Below are 26,506 nucleotides of genomic sequence, written 5' to 3'. Positions count from 1 at the left end.
CGTTGCTAGATCGATACTATGATAGCGAAGCGCCTGATTTTCTCATTCATAGTCCTGTCTATCGCCGTTTTAGGTGCCGCATATTCGGATTTCGGTATAAGCGAATACAAGCTGCAAACCAATGCAGAGTTGAGGGAGCTTGAGAGCAAGACATATTGTCGATCTTACAACGATAAGTTTGATCGAGGTCTTGTTACATGCCAAAATTTCAGGGGTATGGATAAGGATATATTCATATGGGGAGATAGCCATGCAAAGCATTTGGTTGCAGGCTTTTCGGAAGTCTTCCCTAATTACAATGTGTTTGTTCTTTACATGACAGGGTGCGTCCCCCAATCTGGATTCCAAGGTTACCTGCGAGATTATAAGGATGATCGGACGATCGAGTGCGTTCGACGTAACAAGAACGCTCTTCAGTTTTTCTTTGAGAGACAGCCTACAAATATAATTATTACAAGCGCAAAGCGCGATAAGCCTGAGCGAATGGCCTCAATCGCGAAGGATCTGGCAATCTTGCTAGGCCAACATGGACACAACGCCGTCGTTCTCGGCGACTTTATACGTCCTGGAGTAGCCTTGAATGGATGCCAAGATTGCGAGCCAGACAAAAGGCAGGTTCTGCAGGAACTCAGATACAACAAGAGGTTTCATAAGGAGTTCCCGGAAGCCGTTATGCCTGATCTGTTTCAATGTCCTGGCGGAGAATGCATTTTCTATGCGGGTGGCAAACCCATCCATAGAGACAACCACCATCTTAGCATATTCGGAGCGACAGAAATGGTGGGCCGTATGAAAGATCATATTCCGCTGAACTAACGGTCTCTCGCACTCATGAGCTGAGCGTGCGCCATCTTGTCTGTTACGAGGGCAGGCGAACCGGAGAATTCAAGTACGATCGTGCGACGGCCGACCTTTTAGGGTTGTTCAAGAGGCAAGACGGGTTGCGTTGAGGTTATTGATAATGCTGTCTCTGCGATTGAGCGCGGCCCACTTGTCGGGGAAACGCTCATAGACTTGGATGAGACGGTCAACGGGGGCCAAGACCTCGGTGCAGATATAGCTGAAATTGGGCTCTCGCCCGAACCAATCCAGCATTTTTGCTTCGTCAACCGGATCGTGGACATGCGATTTTGTTTTTCCCTTGGGCCACTTGTATGGAACGCTGACGACGACAACATTCCCGATCGAAAGCAGTTTCTGGGCAAATTCCCGAGCTGGCGGAACATGCTCTAGAACCTGCATGCAAGTGACAATGTCATAATGGCGGTCGGGTTCCCACGCTAAAAAGTCTCCGGTGAATGAATGGACGCCGGGCGCTTCGTAGGGGCGTTTCAAATCGACTGAAGCCCGATGTGGAATGAAATCAAACCAATCTACATAGGGGCATCCGGCTGAACCTACGTCGATAATCGAGCGCGCCTTTTTGCCGATCCGCTCTACGAGGACGCGGGCGACTTGGTAATAGAGTATATCCTTACGCTCTTCCCAATATTGGTTGCTTGCATTGTTCATAATCTCCCTCTCCCTGTGAGATTGCTTACGCCAGAGAATTTCTCGCTGCAATTCATATTGCCAGGAGGCCGCCTACCCCCACGAGCGGTCCTCTACCTAGCAGGCAACCATAAGTAAATACCCTCAACTGTTCAGTTGCGTTACCCAGGAGCGCCCATGTCTCTCTTTGGCTCCCCTGCTGGAGCACGATGTTGCAGCAAGCGGGACAGGAACGTCCGCAGCTTGCGCTCTAGCCATTTGGTTACAGCCACGCTGAGTAGTAGGACGGCAATGAGGACAAAAGCCAAAGCAAAGTATCGTGGAAGACCAGCGTCAAGCAAGACGCGGATCATTGCCGCGCCCACGACAGTATGGAGGAGATAGAGCGGATAAGTCGCAAGGCTGCCGGTTTTAATCTGCCTCGATATAGGGCCGAGATAGCGGGACAAGGCAGCATCAAATCGGACTGCGGCGATGAGGAGCAGCACGGAAATGAGCCAAACGGCAATTGATGCCTGCTCCCAAAGCTCTAGTCCGAGATCGCGCGTCGCTGTTGGGTAGATCACCACGCAGCCGCCGATCGAGCAGATTGTGACCGCTACGATTCTCCACCATGTGAATCTGCCGGCAATCGCATTCCAGATAACGACCCCAACCGAAAAGAACATACCGTGATGCAGCAGCAGAAGCTGAGCATCGCGGGAAGAAATCAGTCCTCTGAATGGGTTCGAGGGTCGGCCATGGTAGAGCGCAAACACTATCCAAATCAGCGATGTGATTGTTCCCACGCCGATCATGATGAGCTCCAATCGGCGCAGCTGGCCGATGGCCAAGAGCATGAAGACAAGGGTGTAGAAGGCGATCTCCACGCCCAACGTCCAATAGACGCCATCGATCCAGGGTCCATAGGGCCAAAGCGACGCGGAGCGTAGATATCGGTCAAGCAGGTCGGCTGGCTCTCGCCAACCAATCGCCAATGCAACGGCTAAGGTGATTGTCGCGCAGATCACCGCTCCGGGAAATAGGCGCAGAAAACGCCGATACAGGAAAGACAGGGCGGTGCTGGATCGCGCGGTAAAGGCTATCACGAAGCCGGAGAGCATGAAGAACACTTCAACGCCGACCCAACCGAAATGGGTGAGCTGCGCAACTTCCGGGAACTCTGCGCGTCGTTGAAGGATGCTGCCCGGCGTGGACCGCTCGTTTGCCCAAGACCAAAACCCGAGGTGGAAGGCAACTACCAATAGAGCGGCAAATATGCGGACCAGATCCGCTCCAATGTACCTTTCCTGGGACAACGCTCCGCTCCCGTTTCCCTTCGTTCCGGCCGGCCCGACCACGCAGGGAGGTCCGTTATGGCGGCTTCTAACTACCGTTCACGCCGGGAAAATGAAAGGCCGATTGCAGCCGATTCCGAGTGCGAGTTCACACTGCCCATCTAGCTACGAAGGAACCTGATGATGTTTGACGACGCGACCGTTCGCGCGGTCGAGCAGCCTTGCTCCGCGCATGAAAGTGGAAGCTGCCATGCTGCCGACCATTGCCGAGGTTGAGAGCAATGGGCAGGTGTTCGCGATGGTCGCACGGTTCGAAAGAGTCGTTGATCCTCTGGGAGGGGCGTTATTTCGATGAGCGGCTTACAAGCGCCTTACCGGGGCGGCTCCGGTCTCGCGGGCATCAGGCATGCTGCGCATGGGCTCGACGGGTGCCCGAGTTCGCGAGCTGCAGGCACTTCTCGTCCGTGCCGGTCACGCGCTGAAAGTGGATGGCGACTATGGGCCAAGCACCAAGAGCGCAGTACTGGCCTTCCAGCGCTTCGCAGGCCTCATTGCGGACGGCGTTGCAGGCCCCGAAACGATGCGCGCTCTCGCATCGTTCAAGGTGGCCCCTGATGAAAGACCGGGCGCTGTCGGCCCGCTCCAGACAGATCAGGCCAAGCAGGGGGGTACAGCGATCCTTGGGGGCGCCGCAATCGAAACGGCTCGGCAGCAAATCGAAAACGCTGCCGATCGATTGGCCCCTATTCCTGGCTTTGAATGGCTTTCTGGCGCGCTGACCGTTATTGCCGTGCTCCTCGTGCTTGGCGGCCTTGGATGGGCTGCTTACGGCTGGTGAGCAAACCGCCAAACCAACGAGGGCGACATTGCCCCGGTGAGGACGTGATGTTCGGGATCGGAATATGGATTCAAATCGGGATCGTCCTCGCCGTCATGTCAGGGCTCGCTTGGTCGCACTCGGCCGAATTCCGCGCCGGCCGCGCTGCCGAGCAGGGAGCAATTTCCCACCAGATCAGAAAGGAGAACGCCGATGCGGCTGAAGCATCTGAGGAATGGCGCGCTCGCTATCGTCTCTGCGTTGCTGGCGGCGGCCTGCACGACTTCGAAACCGGCGCCTGTGACCGCTGATGGCCTACGGCAGGTCGTTGGCACGTCCTTTTATTGGTGCGCAGGGGCGAACGCCGGAAGACCAGGAGAGGATTGACGAGACCTCCGGGGGCTTTGCGGAGCCTCGGTCTGGACGCCATCGGAATGCGCCAAGCACGGACGCGAGAGCCGACAGGAAGATTGAGAATTGACGGAAGGGAGGGATTATATGCAGGAACCAGCTCGAAAGATTGCCGAGAATGTTATCGTCCTGGCGCTGGCGCGGTCTCTCAATGCTGGCAATGCCAACGATTGGGCTTATCTTATGGCTCTATATCGGTTGGCAGGAAAACAAGCTCAGCGCGATCCGTATGCAGGTGACGATCGCGCAGAATTCCGCGACGTCCCTTCCGAGAAAGCTACCGATGTGAGCGGCCGGCTCATCGCTGTGGAGACGAAGCAGGTGCAGGATGCTGCGGCGGGTGCCCGGTTCCAGTCTGAAATGCTCGGGCGCATGGATCGCATGCAGGATGCGATTGTAAGCCTCTCGAACTCGGTATCGGCATTGACTGCGACGGTGCAGGCGCTTGCTGAAAACCAGCGAGAAGGTCGCGCCGAGTGTGGCTTGAAGACCTTGAAAATCAAGGAAACTGGCTTGCCACACGACAACATGAAATCAGAGAACGTAGCCGAGAGGGTGACGATTAAGATCTCGATATGTTCGGCAAATTTATGGTGCCCAGGGGCGGAATCGAACCACCGACACGCGGATTTTCAGTCCGCTGCTCTACCAACTGAGCTACCTGGGCTTGCCGTCCGCATCGATTGCGCGTCCGTCGCCATCTCGACGGGCTGACGCTTCGTCGAAAGCGCGTGGGTTATAGCATGTGAATCGACGCTGTCCAGCGCATCCCTTCTCAAACGAAGAGCTTTTTTTCGCGCGAATGCCAAAGCCTGAAACACTTGACTTAGATGCGCCGGAGGTAGTGCAATGGCAGGCTTCCCCTGGTTGATCGTGCCATGACATAGGTCTGTCGCGCGCTGAGCATCAGAACCCCCGCGGCAAGGAGCAAACAGCATGAAAGTTTCGAGCCCCGGCGTAACTTCTCCTTTCCTGTTCTCCGATAGACTGCCTTTTCCAATTCCGATCTTGATGGTGACGAAAATGCGTCGTGTTCTTTTTCTTTCCTTCGCCCTGTTTCTTTACCCTTTCGCTGCTTCGTCGGAGCCGCTTCAATGGTCCAGCGAAAGCCTGCCGGATCCGGTCCAGTCGATCCTCACCGGCTATGAGAAAATGTGCAGCGACATCGATGGCAAGCTCGAATCAGGCTTCGACCAGCCGATGATCATGACAGGCGATATAGACGGGGACGGGGTTCAGGATTTCATTCTCAACCCGCAGAACATGCAGTGCAGTGCTGGCGCCACCACCTTCTGCGGCAATGGCGGATGTTATATTTCGCTTGCGCTTTCCGGTCAGAATTACGCCGAACCCGTCACGATCATGGGTGGTGCGCCGGCCATTTCCCAGAGCGAAGAGGGAACCATGCTGAACGTTTGGGTCAGCAACGCCAACTGCAAAACCACGGAAGCTGCGAGTTCGTGCCTCGGCCGCTATTCGTGGGCGGATGGCAAGCTCACAACTACTTACGAAGCTCGGCAGTTTCAGGAGTAGTCCAGGTGCATTCCCTCCAGTTGGCGTGATTTGGCTCAACGCGGAATCACGGCTGCGGACGTGGCATTTTGCCCACGATTCCGGTAATGGACGCCCGCGTGGCGGGCGTCTATGATCCGCTGGCAACCTAGGACGGCAGCATGGACTATCAGCGGTTCTTCTCCGAGGCTATCGACCAACTTCACGCGGAGCGGCGCTACAGGGTTTTTGCGGATCTCGAGCGGATCGCAGGAGCCTTTCCGCGCGCCATCTGGCGCGCCGATGGAAAGGCACGTGAGATCACTGTCTGGTGCTCGAATGACTATCTGGGCATGGGCCAGCATCCGGATGTGATCGCCGCCATGCAGGAGGCTGTCGGCCGGATCGGCGTGGGCGCTGGCGGCACTCGCAATATTTCCGGCACAAACCACCCGCTGGTGGAACTCGAGGCGGAACTGGCCGACTTGCATGGGAAAGAAGCCGCCCTCGTTTTCACCTCCGGTTTCGTTTCCAACGAGGCTTCGATCTCGACCATCGCGCGCCTCCTGCCCAATTGCCTGGTCCTTTCAGACGAACTCAACCATGCCTCCATGATCGAAGGCGTGCGCCGTTCCGGGGCAGAGAAGAAGATTTTCCGCCACAACGACCTGGAGCATTTGGAAAGCCTGCTGAGGGCCGCAGAGCCCCGCCGGGCAAAGCTCATCGTGTTCGAGTCGGTATATTCGATGGATGGCGACATCGCGCCGATCGCGGAGATTGCCGACCTTGCCGACCGCTATAATGCGATGACCTATATCGATGAGGTGCATGCTGTCGGCATGTATGGTGCACATGGCGGCGGGATCACCGAGCGGGAAGGCCTCGCACACCGCATTGATGTGATCGAGGGCACGCTGGCAAAGGCGTTTGGCGTCATCGGCGGCTATATCGCAGGGTCGGCATCGCTCGTCGACGCAGTACGCTCCTACGCGCCCGGATTCATCTTTACGACTGCGCTGCCGCCTGCCATCGCAGCGGCTGCCACCGCATCGATCCGGCATCTGAAGAAATCGAACGCGGAGCGCGAGGCGCAGCAAAGGCAGGCGCGACGGACAACGGAGGTTTTGCGTGCGGCCGGCCTTCATGTCATGCCGTCCGAAACGCATATCGTGCCGGTCCTGGTCGGCGACCCCGAGCTTTGCAAGAAAGCGAGCGACCGGCTTTTGGAAAAACACAGCATCTACATTCAGCCGATCAACTATCCCACTGTTCCGCGCGGAACAGAGCGCCTGCGCATAACACCCACGCCCTTCCACTCGGACGACCTTGTCGAGAAGCTGAGGGACGCACTGCTTGAGACCTGGCAGGCTCTCGGCATCAGCTTCAACGAAGCGAATCCTACGTCGGCCGCGCGGACAGATCGCATCATCCCGCTGGTGGTCTCGAAATCAGGCGGATAGAACGGGATTGGTGAGGCGGATCAGGTGCCGCCTCACTGCCTGCCTTCTTTTCTCTCCATGGCGGCTGTGGCCGCCTTTCGCTTATCTTCTTGCCAGCAGATCCCGAATTTCCGTCAGGAGTTGGACATCCTGAGGCGGTGCCGCGGGCTCAGCCGGCTGCTCTGCTTGCCGCCTGCGCAGCCTGTTCACGGCCCTGACCATCAGGAAAATGATCCAGGCGAGGATGAGGAAGTTCAGAAGAACGGTGATGAAATTGCCGTAGGCCAGCACTGCCCCCTGCTCACGCGCCTGGGCAAGCGTATCCGCTGTCACACCGGAAGCGAGCGGGACAAAATAATTGGAGAAGTCGAACCCGCCGAAGACCGCGCCCACGATGGGCATGATGATGTCGTCGGTCAGAGAGCTGACGATGCCGCCAAATGCGCCGCCGATAATCACGCCCACGGCCAGGTCTATGACATTGCCTCGGGCTATGAACTCCCTGAATTCATTCAGCATTCCGTTTGCCATTTCAGTCCCCCTGGCACGGTTGAGAATCCGGGTGACCCACACCCAGCGCTTATCAGAATAGCAAATGTGAGCGAACAGGGAATCTTTGTTGTGCCTGCGCTCTGTACGGATGGTCGAAAGAAGCATTGCGCGCGCTGCTCCGCTATGCTTCGCTTGAAAAACGAGTGGAGGAAAGAGGGCGGCGGCCGTGCAGGGCTGGGTCATCGCGATCATCGCCATCGGCTACGTCACGTTTCTTTTCGTGATCGCGAGCCTGGGAGATCGGCGCGCAGCCGCAGGCAAGATGTCCGGCACCCGCCCGCTCATCTATGCCCTGAGCCTGGCGATCTACTGCACGTCCTGGACATTTTTCGGCTCGGTGGGGCTCGCGACGGAGCGGGCCTTCGAATTTCTGGCGATCTATATCGGGCCTGTCCTCGTCTTTATCTTTGCAAACCGGCTGCTCGGGCGCATCATCCGGCTTGCGAAAAGGGAAAAGATCACATCGGTCGCTGATTTTCTGGCGGCCCGTTACGGCAAGAGCTTCGCCATTGCCTCCGTGGCGGCGATCATCGCCACTTGCGGCACCATTCCCTACATTGCCTTGCAACTGAAGGCGATCTCAGCCTCGGTAAGCCTGATGGTGGAGCACTATGACGGGGCGCTGCCATCGATCGAGTTCTTCATCGGCGATATCTCGCTGCTGATCGCGATGCTGCTGGCGCTCTTTGCCGTACTCTTCGGTACTCGGCACGCGGACGCGACGGAACATCAGAATGGCCTCGTCCTCGCCGTGGCAATTGAATCGGTGGTCAAGCTCGCCGCCTTTCTCGCCGTCGGCATTGCCGTTACTTTCTTCCTGTTCGGAGGAGCAGGCGAACTCGCCAGGAAGGTGGCGGCGGAACCTAAGGTGGTCAACGCTTTCACGCATCCCACCTCGCTCGCAACATGGGTGGTGATGACGACGCTCAGTGCCTGCGCCATTATCATGTTGCCGCGACAGTTCTATGTAACCATTGTCGAGAACAAGGGGCCGGACGAGCTCAAGCGGGCGGCCTGGCTCTTCCCGCTCTATCTCGTGCTTATCAATCTCTTTGTCATACCGATCGCGTTCGCCGGAATTCACGCCGTAGGCGACCGTACGAATTCCGATCTCTACGTTTTGGCCGTACCGCTCCTTGCCGGGCACGACGCATTGGCGCTGCTGGCCTTTATCGGCGGGCTTTCGGCGGCGACAGCCATGGTCATCGTTGACAGCGTGGCACTGTCCATCATGATCTCCAACGACCTCATCATCCCACTTTTCGTGCGCCGGCTATTGCACCCGGAAGGCGGCGAGAAGGAAGACTGGTCGGCCGTTATCCTTAATATCCGCCGTGCTGCAATCTTTGTCATCCTCTTCGCGGCATTCCTTTATTATCGCGAGAGCACCAATAACGCGCGGCTTGCCGCAATTGGTCTTATTTCCTTTGCCGCCATCGCCCAGTTCGCGCCCGCATTTCTGGGCGGGCTGATTTGGCGGGGTGCGAACAGCCGCGGCGCTCTGCTCGGCATGAGCGCTGGCTTCATCATCTGGGCCTATACGCTTTTCTTCCCTTCGGTGGCGCCGGCTGGCACCGAGATTATCACGAACGGCCTCTTCGGCATTGAGGCGCTGCGGCCACAGGCCCTCTTCGGCACGGTGGCGGAGCCGCTCAACCACGGTGTGCTGTGGAGCCTCACTGTCAACACACTCTTCTTCGTGCTGGGCTCCCTCTCACGCGCCGCGAAACCGCTGGAGCGCATTCAGGCGGCCATCTTCGTGCCGCGCGAGGCCGCCCCGATGCCGAGCCTGCGCCGTTTCAGACCGGCTGTTACGGTCAACGATCTGAAGGACACGATCTCTCGTTATCTGGGCGTGGAGCGAACCGAGCGTTCCTTCCTCTCGTTCGAAGCCGAGCAGGGCAAACCGCTCAACGGAAACGATCAGGCGAGCGTGCCCGTCATCCGGTTTTCCGAGCAGCTTCTTACGAGCGCCGTCGGCTCATCCTCAGCTCGCCTTATACTGTCGCTTCTCTTCCAACGGATCGAAAGCTCTCCTCGCGATGCGATGAAGCTGCTCGACGACGCCTCGCTCGCGCTTCAGCATAACCGCGATCTGCTGCAGACGGCGCTCGATCAGATGGAAGAAGGAATCACCGTTTTCGATGAGGATTTTCGCCTCACCTGCTGGAACAGGCAGTTCCGCGCGCTTCTGGACCTGCCTGACGTAATGGGGCAGGTCGGTGTCTCCCTCGGTCAAATTGTGAACCATCTCATCGCCCGCGGGGAGCTTCCCCGGGATGCGGAAAAGACGGTGCTTGAGAGGCTTGCAGCCTTCGGCACGCCATGGGAACTGACATTGCAAAAGAGCGCGCGCATCCTTGAGATTCGCTCGAATGCCATGCCTGGCGGCGGCATGGTGGCCACCTACACCGACATTACTGCCCGCGTTGAAGCGGACATTGCATTGAAGCGCGCAAATGAAACGCTCGAACAACGCGTGGCACATCGCACGGCAGAGCTGATGCGCGTGAACGAGGAGCTTGCCCAGGCACAAAGGCTCGCCGAAGAGGCCAATCTCGGCAAAACGCGCTTTCTCGCGGCTGCGGGACACGACATCCTCCAGCCCCTTAATGCGGCGCGGCTTTATTGCACTCCGCTCAAGGAGAAAACGGACCGTCAGGATCTTCACGCTTTCGTGGAAAGCATCGAGTCCTCGCTCGATTCGGTGGAAACGATCCTCGGCGCCGTTCTGGACATCTCCCGGCTCGATACCGGTGCGCTGAAACCTTCGGAAAGCGTGTTTCGGCTCGATTCCCTGTTGAGCCAGATCGGTACAGACGTCCGCCCTCTTGCTGACGAAAAAGGGCTCCGGCTCACCATAGTGCCCAGCTCGATTGCCGTATGCACTGACCGCAGCCTTCTTCGCCGTCTGGTTCAGAATCTCGTCTCAAACGCCATCAAATATACGCGCCGCGGCCGCGTGCTCGTCGGCGTGCGCCGGCGCGGCGAACTGGTCGAATTAAAGGTGATCGACACCGGGATCGGCATCGCGGACGACAAACTGAATATCGTCTTCAGGGAATTCACACGGCTGGATGAGGGCATGCGCGGGGCTCAGGGGCTCGGGCTTGGCCTTTCCATCGTGGATCGTATCGCACGTGTTCTCAAGCTGGAGATCCGGCTTTCATCAAAGCCCGGAAAAGGTACTTCCTTCTCCGTGATTCTGCCTGCAAGCAGCGCACAACCCGACCTCCTGCCCGATCCGCTGCCATTGGCTGCCAGTCCGAATATTATGCTCGCGGGACTCGACGTGCTCTGCATCGACAATGACGAAAAAATTCTCGATGGCATGCGTGTCCTACTGCAAGGCTGGGGCTGTCAGGTACACACGTCCACGGGCGTTGCCAGCATAGGGGCGCTCCGCATGCCGGGCAATCGGCCGGATCTGATTCTGGCGGATTACCATCTGGATGTCGAAAACGGCCTCGCGGCAATCGGGCAGCTCAGGCACGCATGGGGAATGGAAATCCCCGCCATATTGATCACGGCCGACCGCACCGACAATGTGCGCGCCGCCGCCAAAGCAATGGGCATTCCGGTGCTCAACAAGCCCATCAAACCGGCCTCGCTCCGTGTGCTCCTGATGCGCTATCGCCAGGTGCTTGCAGCTGAATGATCGTATGCGATCGATCGATGCCTAAATGTTTTCGGAAAGAGTTCCCGCGCCGATACGTGAGAGGCAGATCACAGCCTGAGTGCGGCTATCGACCCGGAGCTTCTGCAGTATTGCGGAGACATGCGCCTTGATCGTCGCCTCCGAAACGTTCAAGGCGTAGGCGATCTGCTTGTTTAGAAGCCCTTCGGCCAGCATGGCCAAAACACGCGTTTGCTGGGGCGTGAGCGTGCGCAACCGGGCAATCAGTTCGGAAATCTCAGCATCGCCCTCCTCGCCGAGATCGATCCCGCCGGGAGTGTAAATGCCGCCGTCGAGCACTGTCTGCACCGCGCGGCGCAACTCTTCCATGCGAGCCGACTTCGAAATGAAGCCGGAGGCGCCGAGTTCTACCGCGCGGCGGATTGTCTGTGGGTCGTCATGCGCGGAGACAATAACGATGGGCACGGCCGGAGCCAGGCCGCGTAGCGCCACCAGGCCGGAAAGCCCGCTCGCACCGGGCATCGCAAGATCGAGCAGCACGAGATCGATGTCGAGATCGCCGTCAATAGCTGCTTTTGCGCTCTCGAAATCTTCCGCTTCCAGGATTTCACAATCGGCGCCGAAGCCGCTCAGGGCCTGCTGCAAAGCTCCCCGAAAAAGCGGATGATCGTCCGCAACGACGAAACGATAGTCCGGCAAACAGACCTCCCCGACCGGCTACTCTCTTCTTGTGTTCGCTTCGAGCCGACAGGGGGAAGATTATGCGGGGATCGGCGCGCTTTGCAAGGCTGGAGCCGTCTTGGCGATCCTCAGGTGCGTTCAGAGGGCGTTCCATCCTGATCGGGCGCCTGATCTGCTGGGGTCTTTTCCTGTTCCAATCCCCTCACGATGTCCACAAAACGGCGGAAGAACCGCTCCATCATATTGAGAGACTGTTCGAACTCCTGTTCGCCGGGGAGTCCGCCCGTCGTTTCTTCCTCAAGCGCCTTAACGCGCGCTTCCAAAGCTTCAATTCTCTGCTGCAATGTCTGCCCATCCGGCGCTTCCGCCGTGGCCTCGTTGGCAGCCGGCCGGCAAAGGAGTTCGCCGCCGCGCTCCTGGCAGAGCGTCATGGCGCCGGTCTGCGTGTCCATCCGGACATAACCGTTCTCGGTGCGCTCCAGGCGATACCGCTCCTCGCTCTGGGCCAATGCGGCGCTCTCAAAAAGCGGCAAAAGGCAAAGGCCTGCTATGGCTGCTGATGCTGTACGCATGATCGTTACTCCTCGGTCGGCATTCTAATAGCAGATGAATACGCCGCGATTGAGGTGCAAAAAGCGGTGCCGGAAAGAAAGGAGCACTTCCACCCCAGCCCTGCAGGCATTATAGCCCGGCTATGTCCCGATTAATTTACAAAATATGCCCAGCCAGTCTCTGGCGCGAAGCCGAGGAGCGCGGTTTTTTTATCGGCGCTCCAGTCGATCTGCAGGACGGCTTCATCCATTTCTCCACAGGAGCCCAGATCGAGGAAACGGCCGCCAAGCATTTCAGCGGAGAGCGAGACCTTCTCCTCATCGCCATTGAAGAGGAGAAACTCGGCCAAGAACTCAAATATGAGGTCTCGCGAGGAGGAGATCTTTTCCCGCATCTCTATGGCCGGCTTCCGCTAGCTGCCGTGCGCTGGGTCAAGCCCCTGCCGCTCGGCACCGGCGGCCGGCATGTTTTTCCGGTGCTGGACGCATGATGCATATTATCGACCGGCTGACGCGGCCCGTTCTCTTCGCATTCGATCCGGAGCGTGCGCATGAGCTTTCCATTGCCGCGCTTAAAACTGGCATCCCGTTTTGTAGTGGCGGGGTCCAGAATTCAAAGCTGGCGGTTTCCGTCGCGGGCCTGAACTTTCCAAATCCCATCGGCATGGCGGCAGGCTATGACAAGAACGCGGAAATACCGGATGCGCTGCTCAATCTCGGCTTTGGCTTCGCCGAATGCGGCACGGTTACACCGAAGCCCCAGGAGGGAAATCCGCGGCCACGCATTTTCCGGCTGACGCGTGATCGTGCCGTCATCAATCGGCTCGGCTTCAACAATGAAGGTCATGCGCAAGCGCTGGCCCGGCTTTCATTACGCAAGGGAAAAAGCGGGATCGTCGGTGTCAATATTGGCGCCAACCGCGACAGTTCCGATCGGATGGCAGACTATGAGGAGGGGGTGCGGACCTTCGCAGCCGTTGCCTCATATCTGACGATCAATATTTCTTCACCCAACACCACCGGCCTCCGGGGGCTGCAGGATCGGGAAAATCTCTCCGAATTGCTTCAGCGTGTCATGCGGGTGCGCAACGAGCAGGCTGCGCTGATCAAGCGAAAAGTACCGGTTTTCCTGAAAATCGCACCGGATCTTTCCGAAGAAGCCTTGGCGGATATTGCCCAGGAGGTGCTTGAAAAGGGTTTGGACGGCCTCATCGTTTCCAACACCACCCTTTCGCGCGAAGGGGTCAGTGCGCCCGCGGCAAGCGAGACCGGCGGCCTTTCCGGGGAACCGCTTTTCGAACGTTCAACTATCGTGCTCGCCAAAATGCGCAGGTTGGTCGGACCCGCCCTCCCCATCATCGGGGTGGGCGGCGTCCATTCCGCCGAAACGGCGCTTGAAAAAATGCGGGCGGGCGCTGACCTGGTTCAGCTCTACACCGGTATGGTTTTTGCCGGACCGGGACTTCCTGCTCGGATTGTAAGCAGGCTAGCAGCTTATGCCGAGGCCAACGGGTTGAATTCCATCGCTGAGATCAGGGACAGCAACATCAAGCCTTGGGCGGACCGGCCGCTCGCGTGAGCCCGTCAGGCGAACCTCTGGCGCTTGCGGCAGGATATTGGTTGAACAATGTCAATCAACTCGCCCGGCGGCATCGCCGGCCGTGTGATCAGCGCCTGAGGCTCAAGAGCCGCAAAATCAGAAACACCGGCACCACGATCACCGCACCGAGTACGATATAGCCGAAGAAATCGGCAATAGCGGCAAAGCCCATGTTCCAGAGCCGCAGGACCGTATCGCGCAATGCATGAAGAACGTCCCAGGGCGTCCAGTCGAAGACGCTCATGAGGAAGCCCACGATAAGGGACACCACCAGGAGCTTGATGAGGACGCGTAACGGGCTGTCACCCAGAAACCTTGCCACTGCCGACACGATCCGAACTCCGTAAAAGTTATACTTCCACGGACATATGAGTTCGGCACGGCCAGCGCAACCTCGTGATGCCATGCCAACCGTCATTTGGGTGATGGCGATCGCCTTTGATGTGAACGACGGAAAGGCTGGTTGATTCCCCATACGCGGGCAAACCTTCAATGCTTTGGTTTCATGCAGCCGAATCATCTCATGCGGCTTGTGTACATACAAAAGCGTAATCTGCTCACATATCCGATATCCATAGCGCGTACATTAGCGGTTACGCCAGCGGATGTTATCTTGATCGAGGCGAAGGGCAGGCTTGCGCCTGCGAAAATCCTCTTTGAGGAAAGGTGTTGTATACGATTTACGTGTACCAATAAGGCACGGGGGCGTAGCGTTGGTTATTGGCGTATCAGCCCGTACATCACAAAGGTGGCACCTGGAGCTTCGAAACGGTCAATGGCTTTCAAGCGCTCCGATCTGAGTCAGGGCGGTAAGTAAACGGTCAAAGAGTCATTACTCGTCATGCGGAGAAGCGTACTCGCATGTCCTGCCGCGACTGATCATCCGAACAGGTCATTACTAAGAAAGGGAAAACTTGATGAAACTGTTAGTAGCAACCGCGGCGGCCTGTGTAATCTCCAGTTCCGCCTTTGCGGCTGACATTCTCTATGACGCACCACCAGCTCCTCCAGCACCTCCTCCTCCGCCAGCGCCGTTTAACTGGACGGGTCCCTATGTCGGCGTGTATGGCGGAATCGCAGCCGGCGATATCAAGCACAATCTAAACGTGCTCGGCAACGTGCCTTTCACTGGTCTTCTGACGGAACGTTCCCGGGCAGGTGGGGCTATTGGTGGTATTCAGGTAGGCTATGACTGGCAGGTGAACAACTGGGTTCTCGGCGCAGTCGCGGACATTGCCGCCACTAATTACGAGGTGAAAAACTCATATTATGTTCTTGGAACGCGAATCGCGAAAGATTCGTCAAAGCTGTCCTATCTTGGTACGGTGCGCGCTCGTGCTGGTTATGCCTGGGATCGCACGCTCGTATACGGTCATGGTGGATTTGCCTATGGTAAAACCAAACAGACGAGCGATTTTATTGGAACCGACACATTGAAGCAGAGCCAGACCAGGACCGGATGGACGATCGGGGCGGGGGTTGAATACGCTGTCACGGATCGCATCTCCCTCGGTTCGGAATATTCCTATGTCGATTTCGGCAAGAAGGATATTTATAAGGACGCCAACATTTCCATAAATGAGGATGTGGCCCTCCATTCCGTCAAAGCATTTCTAAACGTGCGCTTCTGATCTCCATTGGACGGAGCAGTCGGGCCGCACGTCCCACATGTGACTGCTCCGTCTTTCCTCAGCGGGCGGAGTGCGCTTGTCGCGCCTGAAGAAGTATGGAGAAGCGGCGATCACTTTGGAACCAGGCTGGAGCGGGCGATGGGGATCGAACCCACGACATCAAGCTTGGGAAGCTTGCGTTCTACCACTGAACTACACCCGCGCGCCCCTGTAGATTGCCTTTCATCCTCGACCTGTCAAGCGGTGGCGCAACGGATTGTGTGGATGCGGCGCGGGTCTTGCCTTCGCGCTCCTCGCCGAAGCTGAGGCATTTGTCAGCGGAAGTGCTTAGAGAGTTTCAAGGCCTGACCCTGGTAATTGGATTTGAGATCCGCGCCATAAAGCGCGCGCGGCAAATCGCCCATCCGTTCGTAGACCAGTCGGCCGACGATCTGCCCATGCTCCAGGATGAAGGGCACTTCGTGGCTGCGCACTTCAAGGACAGCGCGGCTGCCCGTGCCGCCCGAAGCCGAATGGCCGAAGCCAGGATCGAAGAAGCCGGCATAGTGGACGCGGAATTCGCCAACCAGCGGGTCGAACGGAGTCATCTCCGCGGCATAGCCGGGGGGTACGTGGACGGCCTCGCGGGAGACGAGGATATAGAACTCGTCCGGATCGAGGATGAGATCCTTGGAGCCGTAATTGTAGAGTGGTTCCCAGAAGTCGTGGATTTCGTGTGCCGCCTTGCGGTCCACGTCGATCAGACTCGTGTGATGCTTGGCGCGGTAGCCGACGAGACCGTCCGGCCCGCCTTCCAGATCGATGGACAGCGCGATGCCTCCGCCGGAGATGTTGGGGCTCTCCGCTGCCACGAGCGTTTCCCTCTCGTGCAGATCGGCAAGATCGCTTTCGGTGAGAAGGGCGTTGCCGCGGCGGAAGCGGATCTGCGACAGGCGCGAGCCGGGGCGGACGACGATCGGGAAGGTGCGTGGGCTCACTTCCAGATAGAGCGGACCGGAATAGCCGGCAGCGATCTTGTCGAATTCCTGGCCGTGGTCCGTCATCACGCGGGTGAAGATGTCGAGCCGGCCCGTGGAGCTCTTGGGGTTTGCCGAGGCGGAAACATCGGCGGGAAGGACGAGCCCTTCCATGAGCGGAACGATGTAGACGCAGCCGGTTTCGAGAACCGCGCCTTCGCCCAAGGGAATCTCGTGCAGCTTTAGCCGCTCCAGCTTCTCCTCCACCCGGGAGCCGGGCCCGGGAAGAAAGCTTGCGCGCACGCGGTAAGCGACATCGCCCAGGCGCAGGTCAAGGCTTGCGGGCTGGATCTGGTCCGAGTCGAGCGGGCGCGGCGCGGCCAGAGCGCCGGCTTCAAAGAGCGCCGCGATTTCCTTGTCCGGCAGGATACCTGTGCTTGCCAATCTTTTCCCCTTGAGAAAGCTTATGGGAGCTTTACTGTGCGCCGCGATTGACGCAAGCGAAAGCCGGGTCTAAAGGGACTTTATCCCCGTGGTGATTTGGCCGGTCGGCTTGCAGCCACGTTAAAGAAGTCGCTAAAAAGGCCGTGCTCGAAGCTCGAACCGGCTTTCCTGCGGCCGGTTTTTTGTTGAGCGGAGCGATGACAAAAAGATTCAACGACGACTGGAAGCCTCAAACCCGCCTTGTTCATGGCGGCACACTGCGCTCCTCCTTTGGCGAAACCTCCGAAGCCCTCTATCTTACCCAGGGTTTTGTCTATGAGACCGCCGAGGCGGCCGAAGCGCGCTTCAAGGGTGAGGATCCGGGTTTCATCTACTCGCGCTATGCCAATCCCACGGTGGACATGTTCGAGAGCCGCATGGGCGCGCTCGAAGAGGCCGAGGATGCACGCGCTACCGCCTCCGGGATGGCCGCCGTGGCAGCGGCCCTCCTGTGTTCGGTCAAGGCCGGCGACCATGTGGTGGCAGCGCGCGCGCTTTTCGGCTCCTGCCGCTGGATCGTGGAAACGCTGATGCCGCGCTACGGCATCGAGACGACGCTCGTCGACGGTACGAGGATGGAGGCGTGGGAGGAGGCGGTGCGCAAGAACACAAAGCTGTTCTTCCTGGAAAGCCCGACCAACCCGACGCTCGAAATTTGCGATATTGCCAGTATCGCCAAGCTTGCCGACAGCATCGGCGCGCGGCTGGTGGTGGATAACGTCTTTGCCACGCCGCTCCTGCAGAAGCCGTTGGAACTGGGCGCGCATGTGGTGGTCTATTCCGCAACGAAGCATATCGATGGCCAGGGGCGCTGTCTCGGCGGCGTCGTGCTTTCCGACAAGGAATGGATCGACGAGAACCTGCACGACTACTTCCGGCATACCGGCCCCAGCCTTTCGCCCTTCAACGCATGGACGCTGCTCAAGGGTCTGGAGACGCTACCCATGCGCGTGCGCCAGCAGATGGAAAGCGCGGCGCACGTTGCGGATTACCTGGCCGATCATCCGAAGGTCGAGCGCGTGATCTATCCCGGCCGGCCCGATCATCCGCAGGCCGATCTCGTAAAGCGTCAGATGAAGGGCGGCTCCACGCTCGTCTGCCTTGACATCAAGGGCGGCAAGCAGGGTGCTTTCGCATTTTCAAACGCCCTTGAGATCATCCGCATTTCCAACAATCTCGGCGACGCCAAGAGCCTGATCACGCACCCGGCCACCACAACGCACAAGAACCTCTCGGAGGAAGCGCGGCTCGAAGCCGGGATCCAGCAGGGAACACTGCGCCTGTCGCTCGGCCTGGAAGATACGGAAGACCTCTTGAAGGATATCGAGCAGGCGCTGGCGACCGTGTAAATGCGCAACCGCGTCGGTGCACCGTCCGTGAACAGATCGCCCGAAAGGCATCGGGCGCGGATGTGGTTCTCCCTGGCGCCGGCGGTCGTTTCAGTGCTGCTCTCGGGGTGGGCAATCGCCAGCGAGGCGGACTGTCTTCACCTTGAGCCAAACGAGACGCACCAGTTTCAACTGACCGCCTCGGATGCGGCAAGTGATGAGGTGGTGTGGATGGTCGATGGCGTTGCGGGAGGAGCGCCCGAAATTGGAACAATAACCGGTCAGGGCCTCTACACCGCGCCGGCTAACATGGACAAGGCCGTCGATGTTCGCGTCACGGCAGCGTTGAAAGGGGATGCAGCGCTGCTGGTGACGCGCGCAGTCTGCAACGCGGTCTACACCCGGCCGGGAAGAACCCTGCACGTTGCCCCCGGCGGCTCCGACCTGAATGCGGGCACGGCCGCATCCCCCTGGGGCACCATTCAGCATGCAGTCGATCAGGCGCAGCCGGGCGACACGATCCTCGTCCATGGCGGCGTCTATAACGAAACCGTACAGATCACGCGCTCCGGTTCCGCGGAAGGCGGCTTCATCACTTTGATGGAAGCGCCGGGCGAGACCGCGGTGATCGATGGCGCCGGCCTAGTCCAGCAGCCCTATGGAACGCGCGGCTTGATAACACTTTCCGGTGCCAGCTATGTCCGTGTCAAGGATTTCGAGCTTCGCAACTACAAATCGGAAAGCGAGTTCATCGTGGTTGGTGTGCTCGTGCGAGGTTCAGGTGAGCGCATCGAGATACGCGACAATGTCATTCACGAGATCGAGGCCAACAATCCTCCCTCGCGCGGCAATGCCAACGCGCTGGGCATAGCGGTTTACGGCGAGGAGACCTCGCCGATCCGCAATGTGATCATAGACGGGAACGAGCTTTTTCACCTCAAAACCGGCAGGAGTGAAGCGCTCACGGTCGGCGGCAATGTGGAAGGCTGGCAGATCACCAACAATCTTGTCCGCGACAATGATTTCATCGGAATAGATGCGATCGGATATTACATCGACGGCACCGAGCGGGATCGGGCTCGCCAGGGATGGATCGCCGGAAACACCGTGCGTAACCTTTCCAGCGCCGGTAATCAGGCCCTGACCTTCCAGGCGGCAGCCGTCGGTATTTATGTGGATGGCGGGCGCGACATCACCATCGAGCGAAACACAGTCGAAGCAAATGACGGCGGCATCTGGTTGTTGAGCGAACGTCCCGGCAAGAACACCAGTAATGTCGTTGCTCGAAACAATCTGGTGCGTTTCAACCGCGATGCCGGCATTCTGGTGGGCGGCTATGACGAAAGCCAGTCCGGCGGAGCGGAGGACGTAACGATCATCAACAACACCCTATTGGAAAACAACGGCCGCGATGTTCCGGGCATTCATTCAGGCGAGTTCCAGATCGGCCATAACGCGCATGGTATTCGCTTCCTGAACAATATCCTCTACGCGGGCGAGAAGGGTTACGTGATCACAAAATTCTCTCCAGCCGATTCAAGCTCAATCGCGATAGGGCACAATCTCTATTTCACCTCCGCGGGTGGCGAGCATACGCGCTGGTTCTGGATCGACCGCAACTTTTATAACGACGGCAGGCCCGGCGGCGATTTTGAAGCATTTAGATCCGCCAGCGGCGACGTCGGCAGCGCCGTCGAAGACCCCGACTTCCGGGACCTTGCGATGCAGGATTTGCGCCCCGGTTCGAATTCGCCGGCAATCGACAGCGGTTCGGATTTGGGACCTGCCGCTACGGGCCTATGGGATAATGTCATGGGCACTCGGGTGATGGGCTCAGCCATCGACCGAGGTGCGTTCGAAATGGCCGACTGAGTAGACGGGTACCTCCCGGTCTCTCGACACTGGGTCTGCCGCCTATAGCACTGAAGCTTTCTACAGCGGTGCTTGCAATGCCGGGCAACATCTGCCGTGTTTCGTCGGAAAACGGCGCATCATTCGAAAAAGCGATTACTTCATAGCATCAAAAACGGGTGATCTGCCGCACCGGCAAAGGAGCGACAGATGAACCTCTTGGACAATGGCCTTTTCTCTTCTTCGCAGGAGGGTGCGGGCTTCGACGCGTTCATTCTCGATCGCGGCGGAGGCAATAGGCAAGCGCTTGTCCGCTATCTTCAAGCACGCCGACAGATGTTTTTGCACGACAGCTCAAAAACAGTTCTGCGGAACGAGAATCCCGCCCATCTCCTGCGCGCTGTGGAAGTGATCGGCGACGCCTTGGAACTGCTCGATCGGTTCAAGCATGTGGATTTCCGGCGGGTGCTGCAAACGACCGGCAGGGAAGAACGCTGAGCATAAACATCTTTGGAGCTCGGTAGGCTAGCGGCAGTCTATCCGATGAAATATTTCCGGCCAGAGGGGAGGGCTTGCCAGAGAGGCGAAATGATCGTTGCGAAATTATCGAGAGCCGGCTGTGAGGATCGATTTTTCTCCCTCGATCCAGGCGAATACCGCCTCGGCTCTGATTTCAACTGTGAAATAGCGTTGATTCACTCAGAGATCGCCCCGGAGCATCTGATGCTCAAGGTGGGGGAGGGCAGCGCTTCGGTTCTATTGAAACCCGGATCGGCGGCCACGTTTTTCAACCACGCAGCACAACGCAATTTACCGCTAAGTCAGGAGGAATGGACGCCCTGGCGTCCGGGCGATCGACTGGTCATCGCGGATATCTTCCTTGAACTCGATGGCGTGAAGGCGGAGGAACCTGACCGGGGGGAGTCTGCAGGCAAGCCGGTCAAAAGGCGCGTTTCACGCAAAATCGCCCTGGCCGCAGCGGCCCTTGCTGTTTTAGCAGGAATCGGGAATTCGCTGTTTACGCGTGAGCTTGAAGGCTCCACCATGGCCCGCGCTGATCAAGAACAAGCGGGCCGAACGGATCCTGCGCCGGTCGCGGGGCAGGCATGTCCGGATGATGCGGCGCTCGCCAGGATACTGCAATTTCCGGGGGCCAGGATAGAGCGGCTGGGCTGCAGCGGCGGAAACTGTAGCGCCACGCTCCGGGCGAGCGATGCGGCGGTTCGCGAGCGTGTGCAAGCCAAGCTGACGGACACCCGAACGCCGCTCGCGGTCGACATCTTCGTCGACAGCGAAATCGCTGAGGCCGCCAAGCTGATAATTGCAAGTCTGGGCGTCGAGGCACGTGTACTCGGCAACAAGGATGGCGTTATCACGCTATCGGCAATCTGCGACCGGGAGCTGCGCAAGAGGCTTGCCGGAATCCTGAAGGCGGACGTGCCGGGCATCGCCGAAGTGCGTTTTCAGCCCGCCTCGCCAGCCGATCTCGATACCATGGCTAAGCGCGTCGTGGCGCTGTGGCCCGGTGCCTACCCCTATGTGGTGACCGACGACGGGACCGTTGTTCGCCCCGGTGAGCAGTTGGGGCAGAACAGCAGGCTGGTCGAGGTCACCGGGCAACACCTTCTCGTAGAGATCGACGGGCAGCGGCAAAAGGTTGTTGTGAAATGAGAACACCGGAAGCGGAGTTTTCGAGCGATGACATCTTTATTCTTGGCAACCTCGCCTCATTGGCGACGCGCCTCGGCCTCGGCAGGCACGCGAGATCTCTCTGGAGGCTGGTCCAGGACGTTCGCCCCGAAAACGCCGCAGGCTTCCTGATCGAAGCCATGTATCTCTTTACCACCGGGAACGTAGCGGCCGGCATCAAACTCCTTGAGGAAGCGGGTGCTCTTCAAGCCGCAGTAAACCGTGATGAGGCGCTCGCCTTCCATCTTTATCTCCTGCAGCAGGATGGTCAGCTCGAGCGCGCTTATGTGCTGGGCACTTCGTATCTTCAGGAGGGCCTGCTTCGAACAGAAGCGGCCCTGGAAACCGTGCAGATCGTCGTTGACGAATGTGCCGCCGCATTGGGGTTCGGTGAACCTCGGCAGCTGTCGAGCGGCAAGGGAGACCTCCAGTGAGTACGTCCTTTACATTGAGCGCACCGCCGCCAGCCGAACCTTGTCCGACCGGCATCAGCGGCTTGCAAGACCGTTTGGTCGAGTGCCTGCATCAGCAGGAAAGCACGATTGTCGGCGATATCGAAAATGCGTTGGAGCTTTCCGGCCCGCTGATGAGCCTGCCCAAGCCTCTTCAGGAACAGTTCCGCCGCTGGGCAGAGCAGCCGCAATATCAGACGCCTGAAATGAGAAGAGTACTGGAAGCCGCCAAGAATAAGATCATCCAGATCCACAATGACAATCGCGAATACATCAGCAACAAGGTGGCGTACAACGCCGACAAAATCCGGCTCGAATTGTCCATAAAGGCGATCGGCAAAGTGATAAGCGGCGTGCAGCAGCTGCTGTCGAGTCAGTGATGCACTCCCTAGCCTTTCCTCCGCTGGATTGCTCTCGTCCCCGCCTGAGCCGGCTTGGCGCGGTGCTCCTCGCTTTTGCGCTCTGCGCCTTTTTATCCGCCTGCAAGGTGCCCCTCTATTCCGGGTTGAGCGAGCAGGAAGCCAACGACATGCTCGGAAAGCTTCTGGAGTACGATATCGATGCCACAAAGCAGGCGGACAAGGATAATTACATCACGCTGCTTGTGGACGAGGCGCAGTTTGGCCAGGCCGTGGACCTTCTTAAAAGTTTCGGCCTGCCGCGACCTCAATTCGAGACGATCGGCAAAGTGTTTACCGGCGACGGGCTTGTGACAAGCCCGGTAAAGGAGTGGGCACGCCTGAACTTCGCGCTATCGCAGGAATTGTCGAAGATGGTGTCTTCCATCCCCGGCGTGGTTTTGGCGGAAGTGCAAATAGCCAACCCGCGCAAAACCACACCTTTCGATGAAGTGCCGCCGCCCAGCGCCTCCGTCCTTGCAATCGTAAACAGGAGTGCCGTGACCGCTGAGCTCGTTCCGCGGATAAGGCAGCTTGTCGCCCACAGCATCGAAAACGTTCAGTACGAAAAGGTTGGCGTGGTCGTGTTGCCTGTAGATCCACCTCCCCCGCCCACCATCGAATTTGTATCCCTGGGCGGGGTGGCCATCCGCAAGGGCGGTGAGGAGCGTGCCGTCCTTTTGGCCGGCGGAATAGCGGTTTTCAGCCTGGTTCTTGGCGCGGCGGCAGCACTAAGCGTTGGAACCTACTTGCGCTCGCGCCGGAAGGAGCGCGTCGGATGAAGCCTGCTTGCCCCTTCGATGCGGCGCCATTGGAGTACATACTGCCGGATAAGCTGCCCGCGGCGCTTGGCCTGCAAAATGCCGGTATAGCTGCCAGCCTGGCATCCTGCCGTTTTCTGAGGACCGCTGTTAGCCGCCGGATCCTCTCCGCCTTGCCCCCACTTCCTGAAGAGCTGCCGCAAGCAAGAGTGCTACTCTTTGCCGAGCTGACGGTGAAAAGCCCGGAGCAATTATCGGAATTGTGCCGGGTCATGACGATAACAATGAATCACAAATCCATTCTAACCACCACCAGCGGCGCGGTGCTTAGGGAGATCGCTTCCTGGTGCGGTGACCAGGCATTGCTTTTGAGTTTGGATAAGACGCGCTTTCCCATCTTCGCCAGTCTTCAGGTTCTCGATACGGCCTCATGCGAATTGCTGGCGCTCTATGAGCAGAAGGTGAGGGGGCTTTTATTTGGTGTTTTGCCGCACGCCCATCGGCGGCGTTTGGAATTGCGACTGAGGCAAAGCGACCTTTGCGAGCCGGTCGCGTTCGCTCCGGACGATCCGGATGAGGCATTCTTCCTGCGCTACCTCGCCCTGGCCTTGGAGTACTGCGATGCCAAAGGTTGAAAAATTGGCATTTTTCGATGCAGGCGCCCTTCCGCCTGACGGCGTTCTCAAGGCGGAAGATCTCGCCCGTCTGAGGAAGACCGAGGAGATCGAAATTGCGGCCAGACGCAAGGCCGCCCAATATTTGCGCCGCGCCCGCCAGGGCAGTGGGCACATTCGCAGGAAAGCGCGTGAAGCCGGCTATGCCGAGGCGCTTTTCAGCTTTTCCGAAGCGATCCGGCGACTGGACGAAGAGCGTGGTCGGCTTCAAGCCGATCAGGAATCTCGTCTCCGTCATTGCCTGCAGCAGATAGTTGGACGCATGCCGAAGGAGGAGTGGCTGTCGCACGTGCTGCATGAAGTCTTGGGTGAACTTCAAGGTCGTCCGGAAATCGTCATCATGGTGCATCCGGATCATCTGGATGCGATCACGACAGCCATTGCTGCCGTAAGAAGACGCGGCGAGCATGTCGTGCCGATCAGGCCCGAGCCCAACCCCCGCATGTGCGAGCATGATTGCCTCGTTTATGCCGGTCCTGACGTTATCGATTTAAGCCTCACCGTCGTGGTGGAGGAGATGATCGCGGCGCTTCATATCGCGGGGGCCGTCGTTAGAACCGGCGGTGAAAACTGATGACGCGGGAACCCGAATTGAAGCGGCCGTTCAGGCGCCGCGGGCGGGTCAGTAAGGCCGTGGGGCCTGTGGTGCGGGCGGCGGGCAATTTCTGCGTGGGGGAAATCTGCGCGGTTTCGCGCAGCAATGGCGATCCAATCCTGGCTGAGGTGGTCGGCTTCGATCAGGGGGAAGCCATCCTGACTCCATACGGAGGCACGGCCGGCATATCGCACAACTCCACGATTGAGCCGCTGATGAGTACATTTGAAGTGCCGGTTGGCGAGGAACTGACGGGACGGGTGATCGATGCGATGGGCAAGCCGATAGATGCCGGCCCGAGCGTGACATCATGCGCGTTCTATCCCGGCCATCGGACGGCTCCCAATCCGATGCTGCGACCGACTATCGACCGCCCCTTCATTCTTGGAGTGAGGGTTTTGGATGGTGCCCTGACATGTGGCGAGGGGCAGCGCATGGGCATTTTTGCCGCCGCCGGCGGGGGAAAATCGACGCTGGTTTCCCTAATGGTGCGTTTCGCCGAATACGACCGCTGCGTAATTGCGCTGATTGGCGAGCGTGGTCGCGAAGTGCGCGAATTCCTCGAACATCAGCTGGGGCCGACAGGTCTTGCCAAATCCATTGTCGTGGTGGCCACATCGGATCGCCCTGCGATCGAGCAGGTGAAGGCGGCCTACACGGCCACGGCACTCGCTGAATTCCACCGCGACAGAGGCGAGCGGGTGCTGCTGATCATGGACAGCTTAACCCGTTTTGCCCGCGCGCAACGGCAGATAGGCCTGGCGGCAGGGGAGCCTCCGACCCGGCGCGGCTTTCCTCCGTCCGTCTTCGAGCTGCTTCCGGGTCTTGTTGAGCGCGCGGGCCTCAGCGGCGATGGCTCGATCACCGCTTTCTACACGGTTTTGGTGGAAGGCGACGATATGAACGAGCCCGTTGCCGATGAGGTGCGCTCGCTTCTCGACGGCCATATCGTCCTTTCGCGGAAATTGGCAGAAGCGGGTCACTATCCTCCGGTCGATGTCATTACCAGCACCAGCCGTATCCTGAGCCGCATCGTTTCTCCGGACCATCTGGAAGCCGTTCACAAGGCGCGCGGGCTCATGTCGAAACTCCAGGAAATAGAGCTGCTGCTAAAGATCGGCGAGTATTCGAAGGGTGCCGATGCACTGGCCGATGAGGCCCTGGCCCGCAGGACGGCGCTGGATGCGTTTCTGCGCCAGGGCGTAAACGAGTTTTCAAGCTTCGAGGAAACCGTTATTGCTCTGAAGCGGGCAGTTGGCCATGCTTGATTTTTCGCGGATCGTCGCGCTCCGCCAGCTCCGGCTTGACCGCATGCTCAAAGCAGAAAACGCGGAACAGGCCGCCGCTTCGGAGGCGCTGTCGTCTTTGGACGCGGCCGAGAAGGCGATAGAAAACTATCTCGAGGAGACACGGACACTCGAGATCGATCTTCTGACCACGCTTCTCAACAGAAAGGTTTCCGTAAACGACCTTTTGGCCGTCGAGGAGACACTGAAAAGGACGAAGGAGAAGGCCCGGGAGCTCGCCGATCGGCGTGCCGAATGCCAGGACCAGCTTGCCAAGGCAAAAGAACGTGCCCGCATCGCAGGCCGCAATCGCCTCGCAAGCGCCCTCAAGCTCAACAAAGGCAGACATCTGCACGATCATCTGCGCCTGAGGAAGATAAACGAAGCGAACTTGCACGAGGAAGCGGCCCTCGAAGAATTCTGCGATCAACTGTCAGCGAGAGCTAGGGCCTGAA

The 26,506-nt window shown here is 58.6% G+C and carries 27 protein-coding genes, 2 tRNA genes and 1 riboswitch; of the genes, 20 read left to right on the top strand and 9 right to left on the bottom strand.

What is annotated here, in order from left to right; all coding sequences use genetic code 11:
• The first annotated feature begins 18 nt into the window (after positions 1 to 18).
• Positions 19 to 816 carry an SGNH hydrolase domain-containing protein gene (locus GNP00_RS07240; RefSeq protein ID WP_041544343.1) on the top strand — a complete coding sequence of 266 codons (798 nt, stop codon included), beginning with the start codon at positions 19 to 21 and terminating at the stop codon, positions 814 to 816.
• A gap of 108 nt (positions 817 to 924) precedes the next feature.
• Here GNP00_RS07240 and GNP00_RS07235 read toward each other — a convergent pair whose 3' ends face one another.
• Complete coding sequence (locus tag GNP00_RS07235; RefSeq protein ID WP_011579431.1) at positions 925 to 1,512, bottom strand: class I SAM-dependent methyltransferase; 588 nt, start codon at positions 1,510 to 1,512, stop codon at positions 925 to 927.
• Between the two features lie 140 nt (positions 1,513 to 1,652).
• Positions 1,653 to 2,831 (bottom strand): acyltransferase family protein, encoded by a 1,179-nt coding sequence (locus GNP00_RS07230; protein WP_083764400.1) that lies wholly within the window; start codon positions 2,829 to 2,831, stop codon positions 1,653 to 1,655.
• Positions 2,832 to 3,174: 343 nt separating this feature from the next.
• Between GNP00_RS07230 and GNP00_RS07225 the strand changes: the two genes are divergently transcribed.
• Together GNP00_RS07225 and GNP00_RS07220 are read left to right on the top strand one after the other, a co-directional pair.
• The gene (locus GNP00_RS07225; RefSeq protein ID WP_011579433.1) at positions 3,175 to 3,606 is read left to right on the top strand and encodes a peptidoglycan-binding domain-containing protein; all 432 of its coding nucleotides are present in this window, start codon (positions 3,175 to 3,177) and stop codon (positions 3,604 to 3,606) included.
• A gap of 47 nt (positions 3,607 to 3,653) precedes the next feature.
• Complete coding sequence (locus tag GNP00_RS07220) at positions 3,654 to 3,896, top strand: hypothetical protein (RefSeq protein ID WP_041544344.1); 243 nt, start codon at positions 3,654 to 3,656, stop codon at positions 3,894 to 3,896.
• Positions 3,897 to 4,587: 691 nt separating this feature from the next.
• On the opposite strand, the gene GNP00_RS07215 is transcribed toward GNP00_RS07220, so the two are convergent.
• Positions 4,588 to 4,663: transfer RNA gene (locus GNP00_RS07215), tRNA-Phe, on the bottom strand.
• 356 nt (positions 4,664 to 5,019) lie between these two features.
• Here GNP00_RS07215 and GNP00_RS07210 point away from each other — a divergent pair.
• Together GNP00_RS07210 and hemA are read left to right on the top strand one after the other, a co-directional pair.
• Positions 5,020 to 5,529: an FG-GAP repeat protein gene (locus tag GNP00_RS07210; protein WP_157037990.1), complete on the top strand. Its 510-nt coding sequence runs from the start codon at positions 5,020 to 5,022 to the stop codon at positions 5,527 to 5,529.
• A gap of 140 nt (positions 5,530 to 5,669) precedes the next feature.
• Positions 5,670 to 6,947: a 5-aminolevulinate synthase gene (gene hemA / locus GNP00_RS07205; protein WP_011579436.1), complete on the top strand. Its 1,278-nt coding sequence runs from the start codon at positions 5,670 to 5,672 to the stop codon at positions 6,945 to 6,947.
• A gap of 81 nt (positions 6,948 to 7,028) precedes the next feature.
• Here the strand turns inward: hemA and mscL are convergent, their stop codons facing one another.
• Positions 7,029 to 7,445 (bottom strand): large conductance mechanosensitive channel protein MscL, encoded by a 417-nt coding sequence (mscL, locus tag GNP00_RS07200; protein WP_041544959.1) that lies wholly within the window; start codon positions 7,443 to 7,445, stop codon positions 7,029 to 7,031.
• 199 nt (positions 7,446 to 7,644) lie between these two features.
• Between mscL and GNP00_RS07195 the strand changes: the two genes are divergently transcribed.
• Entirely contained in the window at positions 7,645 to 11,136 is a 3,492-nt protein-coding gene (locus GNP00_RS07195; RefSeq protein WP_166015812.1) for a PAS-domain containing protein, read from the top strand.
• A 21-nt stretch (positions 11,137 to 11,157) separates the two neighbouring features.
• Here the strand turns inward: GNP00_RS07195 and GNP00_RS07190 are convergent, their stop codons facing one another.
• The gene (locus GNP00_RS07190; protein WP_011579439.1) at positions 11,158 to 11,814 is read right to left on the bottom strand and encodes a response regulator transcription factor; all 657 of its coding nucleotides are present in this window, start codon (positions 11,812 to 11,814) and stop codon (positions 11,158 to 11,160) included.
• A 110-nt stretch (positions 11,815 to 11,924) separates the two neighbouring features.
• Entirely contained in the window at positions 11,925 to 12,368 is a 444-nt protein-coding gene (locus tag GNP00_RS07185) for a hypothetical protein (RefSeq protein ID WP_011579440.1), read from the bottom strand.
• Between the two features lie 122 nt (positions 12,369 to 12,490).
• Between GNP00_RS07185 and GNP00_RS07180 the strand changes: the two genes are divergently transcribed.
• Positions 12,491 to 12,838: a DUF952 domain-containing protein gene (locus tag GNP00_RS07180; protein ID WP_011579441.1), complete on the top strand. Its 348-nt coding sequence runs from the start codon at positions 12,491 to 12,493 to the stop codon at positions 12,836 to 12,838.
• Positions 12,838 to 13,926, top strand: coding sequence for a quinone-dependent dihydroorotate dehydrogenase (locus tag GNP00_RS07175; protein ID WP_041544961.1), 1,089 nt, complete (start codon positions 12,838 to 12,840; stop codon positions 13,924 to 13,926). Before GNP00_RS07180 ends, GNP00_RS07175 begins: the two co-directional genes overlap by 1 nt.
• Positions 13,927 to 14,014: 88 nt before the next feature.
• On the opposite strand, the gene GNP00_RS07170 is transcribed toward GNP00_RS07175, so the two are convergent.
• Positions 14,015 to 14,281 carry a DUF6460 domain-containing protein gene (locus GNP00_RS07170; RefSeq protein WP_166016013.1) on the bottom strand — a complete coding sequence of 89 codons (267 nt, stop codon included), beginning with the start codon at positions 14,279 to 14,281 and terminating at the stop codon, positions 14,015 to 14,017.
• Positions 14,282 to 14,864: 583 nt separating this feature from the next.
• On the opposite strand from GNP00_RS07170, the gene GNP00_RS07165 reads away from it, so the two are divergent.
• Complete coding sequence (locus tag GNP00_RS07165) at positions 14,865 to 15,578, top strand: outer membrane protein (RefSeq protein ID WP_011579444.1); 714 nt, start codon at positions 14,865 to 14,867, stop codon at positions 15,576 to 15,578.
• A gap of 127 nt (positions 15,579 to 15,705) precedes the next feature.
• Here GNP00_RS07165 and GNP00_RS07160 read toward each other — a convergent pair.
• Both GNP00_RS07160 and GNP00_RS07155 read right to left on the bottom strand, forming a co-directional pair.
• Positions 15,706 to 15,780: transfer RNA gene (locus tag GNP00_RS07160), tRNA-Gly, on the bottom strand.
• A gap of 112 nt (positions 15,781 to 15,892) precedes the next feature.
• Positions 15,893 to 16,978 carry a 2'-deoxycytidine 5'-triphosphate deaminase gene (locus GNP00_RS07155; RefSeq protein WP_011579445.1) on the bottom strand — a complete coding sequence of 362 codons (1,086 nt, stop codon included), beginning with the start codon at positions 16,976 to 16,978 and terminating at the stop codon, positions 15,893 to 15,895.
• Between the two features lie 78 nt (positions 16,979 to 17,056).
• Positions 17,057 to 17,135, top strand: a riboswitch (SAM riboswitch).
• Between the two features lie 40 nt (positions 17,136 to 17,175).
• Between GNP00_RS07155 and GNP00_RS07150 the strand changes: the two genes are divergently transcribed.
• The 11 genes from GNP00_RS07150 (at position 17,176) to GNP00_RS07100 (ending at position 26,505) form a co-directional block, all read left to right on the top strand.
• Positions 17,176 to 18,366, top strand: coding sequence for an O-succinylhomoserine sulfhydrylase (locus GNP00_RS07150; protein ID WP_166015810.1), 1,191 nt, complete (start codon positions 17,176 to 17,178; stop codon positions 18,364 to 18,366).
• A 27-nt stretch (positions 18,367 to 18,393) separates the two neighbouring features.
• Complete coding sequence (locus GNP00_RS07145; RefSeq protein ID WP_166015808.1) at positions 18,394 to 20,217, top strand: right-handed parallel beta-helix repeat-containing protein; 1,824 nt, start codon at positions 18,394 to 18,396, stop codon at positions 20,215 to 20,217.
• Positions 20,218 to 20,406: 189 nt separating this feature from the next.
• Entirely contained in the window at positions 20,407 to 20,694 is a 288-nt protein-coding gene (locus tag GNP00_RS07140; RefSeq protein ID WP_166015806.1) for a hypothetical protein, read from the top strand.
• Positions 20,695 to 20,919: 225 nt separating this feature from the next.
• Positions 20,920 to 21,867, top strand: a complete 948-nt coding sequence (locus GNP00_RS07135) for a hypothetical protein (RefSeq protein ID WP_157037991.1) — start codon at positions 20,920 to 20,922, stop codon at positions 21,865 to 21,867.
• Complete coding sequence (locus GNP00_RS07130; protein ID WP_011579450.1) at positions 21,864 to 22,319, top strand: hypothetical protein; 456 nt, start codon at positions 21,864 to 21,866, stop codon at positions 22,317 to 22,319. The genes GNP00_RS07135 and GNP00_RS07130 overlap by 4 nt, the downstream gene beginning before the upstream one ends.
• Before the next feature lie 14 nt (positions 22,320 to 22,333).
• The gene (locus GNP00_RS07125) at positions 22,334 to 22,717 is read left to right on the top strand and encodes a hypothetical protein (protein ID WP_166015804.1); all 384 of its coding nucleotides are present in this window, start codon (positions 22,334 to 22,336) and stop codon (positions 22,715 to 22,717) included.
• Complete coding sequence (gene sctJ, locus GNP00_RS07120; protein ID WP_011579452.1) at positions 22,717 to 23,517, top strand: type III secretion system inner membrane ring lipoprotein SctJ; 801 nt, start codon at positions 22,717 to 22,719, stop codon at positions 23,515 to 23,517. The genes GNP00_RS07125 and sctJ overlap by 1 nt, the downstream gene beginning before the upstream one ends.
• Before the next feature lie 29 nt (positions 23,518 to 23,546).
• Positions 23,547 to 24,131, top strand: coding sequence for a hypothetical protein (locus GNP00_RS07115; RefSeq protein WP_166015802.1), 585 nt, complete (start codon positions 23,547 to 23,549; stop codon positions 24,129 to 24,131).
• Positions 24,118 to 24,744, top strand: a complete 627-nt coding sequence (locus GNP00_RS07110; protein ID WP_041544349.1) for an HrpE/YscL family type III secretion apparatus protein — start codon at positions 24,118 to 24,120, stop codon at positions 24,742 to 24,744. Before GNP00_RS07115 ends, GNP00_RS07110 begins: the two co-directional genes overlap by 14 nt.
• Positions 24,744 to 26,033 carry a FliI/YscN family ATPase gene (locus GNP00_RS07105; RefSeq protein ID WP_011579455.1) on the top strand — a complete coding sequence of 430 codons (1,290 nt, stop codon included), beginning with the start codon at positions 24,744 to 24,746 and terminating at the stop codon, positions 26,031 to 26,033. The genes GNP00_RS07110 and GNP00_RS07105 overlap by 1 nt, the downstream gene beginning before the upstream one ends.
• Positions 26,026 to 26,505, top strand: coding sequence for a hypothetical protein (locus tag GNP00_RS07100; RefSeq protein WP_011579456.1), 480 nt, complete (start codon positions 26,026 to 26,028; stop codon positions 26,503 to 26,505). Before GNP00_RS07105 ends, GNP00_RS07100 begins: the two co-directional genes overlap by 8 nt.
• The last annotated feature ends 1 nt before the right edge of the window (position 26,506 follow it).

The organism is Chelativorans multitrophicus (assembly GCF_011317445.1).
GTDB classification, from domain to species: Bacteria; Pseudomonadota; Alphaproteobacteria; order Rhizobiales; family Rhizobiaceae; genus Chelativorans; species Chelativorans multitrophicus.
Note: the sequence above shows the minus strand (reverse complement) of the source record. Positions and strands in the feature narration are given on the sequence as shown.

What these genes read in the sequence shown, in the direction of transcription:
- GNP00_RS07240 (WP_041544343.1), top strand. Translation starts at nt 19, where the DNA reads ATGATAGCGAAGCGCCTGATTTTCTCATTCATAGTCCTGTCTATCGCC.
- GNP00_RS07235 (WP_011579431.1), bottom strand. Translation starts at nt 1,512, where the DNA reads ATGAACAATGCAAGCAACCAATATTGGGAAGAGCGTAAGGATATACTC.
- GNP00_RS07225 (WP_011579433.1), top strand. Translation starts at nt 3,175, where the DNA reads ATGCTGCGCATGGGCTCGACGGGTGCCCGAGTTCGCGAGCTGCAGGCA.
- GNP00_RS07220 (WP_041544344.1), top strand. Translation starts at nt 3,654, where the DNA reads ATGTTCGGGATCGGAATATGGATTCAAATCGGGATCGTCCTCGCCGTC.
- GNP00_RS07210 (WP_157037990.1), top strand. Translation starts at nt 5,020, where the DNA reads ATGCGTCGTGTTCTTTTTCTTTCCTTCGCCCTGTTTCTTTACCCTTTC.
- hemA (WP_011579436.1), top strand. Translation starts at nt 5,670, where the DNA reads ATGGACTATCAGCGGTTCTTCTCCGAGGCTATCGACCAACTTCACGCG.
- mscL (WP_041544959.1), bottom strand. Translation starts at nt 7,445, where the DNA reads ATGCTGAATGAATTCAGGGAGTTCATAGCCCGAGGCAATGTCATAGAC.
- GNP00_RS07185 (WP_011579440.1), bottom strand. Translation starts at nt 12,368, where the DNA reads ATGCGTACAGCATCAGCAGCCATAGCAGGCCTTTGCCTTTTGCCGCTT.
- GNP00_RS07180 (WP_011579441.1), top strand. Translation starts at nt 12,491, where the DNA reads ATGTCCCGATTAATTTACAAAATATGCCCAGCCAGTCTCTGGCGCGAA.
- GNP00_RS07175 (WP_041544961.1), top strand. Translation starts at nt 12,838, where the DNA reads ATGCATATTATCGACCGGCTGACGCGGCCCGTTCTCTTCGCATTCGAT.
- GNP00_RS07165 (WP_011579444.1), top strand. Translation starts at nt 14,865, where the DNA reads ATGAAACTGTTAGTAGCAACCGCGGCGGCCTGTGTAATCTCCAGTTCC.
- GNP00_RS07150 (WP_166015810.1), top strand. Translation starts at nt 17,176, where the DNA reads ATGACAAAAAGATTCAACGACGACTGGAAGCCTCAAACCCGCCTTGTT.
- GNP00_RS07140 (WP_166015806.1), top strand. Translation starts at nt 20,407, where the DNA reads ATGAACCTCTTGGACAATGGCCTTTTCTCTTCTTCGCAGGAGGGTGCG.
- GNP00_RS07135 (WP_157037991.1), top strand. Translation starts at nt 20,920, where the DNA reads ATGCTCAAGGTGGGGGAGGGCAGCGCTTCGGTTCTATTGAAACCCGGA.
- GNP00_RS07130 (WP_011579450.1), top strand. Translation starts at nt 21,864, where the DNA reads ATGAGAACACCGGAAGCGGAGTTTTCGAGCGATGACATCTTTATTCTT.
- sctJ (WP_011579452.1), top strand. Translation starts at nt 22,717, where the DNA reads ATGCACTCCCTAGCCTTTCCTCCGCTGGATTGCTCTCGTCCCCGCCTG.
- GNP00_RS07110 (WP_041544349.1), top strand. Translation starts at nt 24,118, where the DNA reads ATGCCAAAGGTTGAAAAATTGGCATTTTTCGATGCAGGCGCCCTTCCG.
- GNP00_RS07105 (WP_011579455.1), top strand. Translation starts at nt 24,744, where the DNA reads ATGACGCGGGAACCCGAATTGAAGCGGCCGTTCAGGCGCCGCGGGCGG.
- GNP00_RS07100 (WP_011579456.1), top strand. Translation starts at nt 26,026, where the DNA reads ATGCTTGATTTTTCGCGGATCGTCGCGCTCCGCCAGCTCCGGCTTGAC.